The sequence below is a fragment of the Erythrobacter sp. genome, assembly GCF_038133525.1.
Lineage (GTDB): Bacteria > Pseudomonadota > Alphaproteobacteria > Sphingomonadales > Sphingomonadaceae > Qipengyuania.
Window position 1 is genome coordinate 1 of record NZ_JAYPTL010000183.1, and the last position, 351, is coordinate 351.

Annotated in this window: 1 protein-coding gene; it reads right to left on the bottom strand. The window is 63.5% G+C overall.

Annotated features, from left to right (window positions below; all coding sequences use genetic code 11):
- On the bottom strand, positions 1 to 351 hold a 351-nt coding region (locus AAFM29_RS17800), incomplete at both ends, for a prolyl oligopeptidase family serine peptidase (protein ID WP_341714040.1).

Here is a 351-nt window from a genome sequence, read left to right on the forward strand (position 1 = left end):
GCTCGCACCCATGGCGCAGGCTTTGTCGCCATCGATCTGCGGATCGACTTCCAGCGCAGCGGCGAGGCCTTTTTGCAGGTCTTCCAAGGGCTTCCCGCCCCAGTCGCGATTGATCGCGTCCATGAAGTCCTGCCCGTATCCGGCGCTGCCATGGAAATCGACCGAGATCACCGCATAGCCCTGGCTCGCAACCACACGCGGGTTCCAGCGTGACGACCAGCCGTCGTTGAACGAGCCTTGCGGGCCGCCATGGACATAGAGAATCGCGGGGATCGGGCCTTCCTGATTTTCCAGCCGGGTGAGCTGGCCCCAGACGGTGTCGCCATTCGCTCCTTCGAAGCTGAAGCGGGT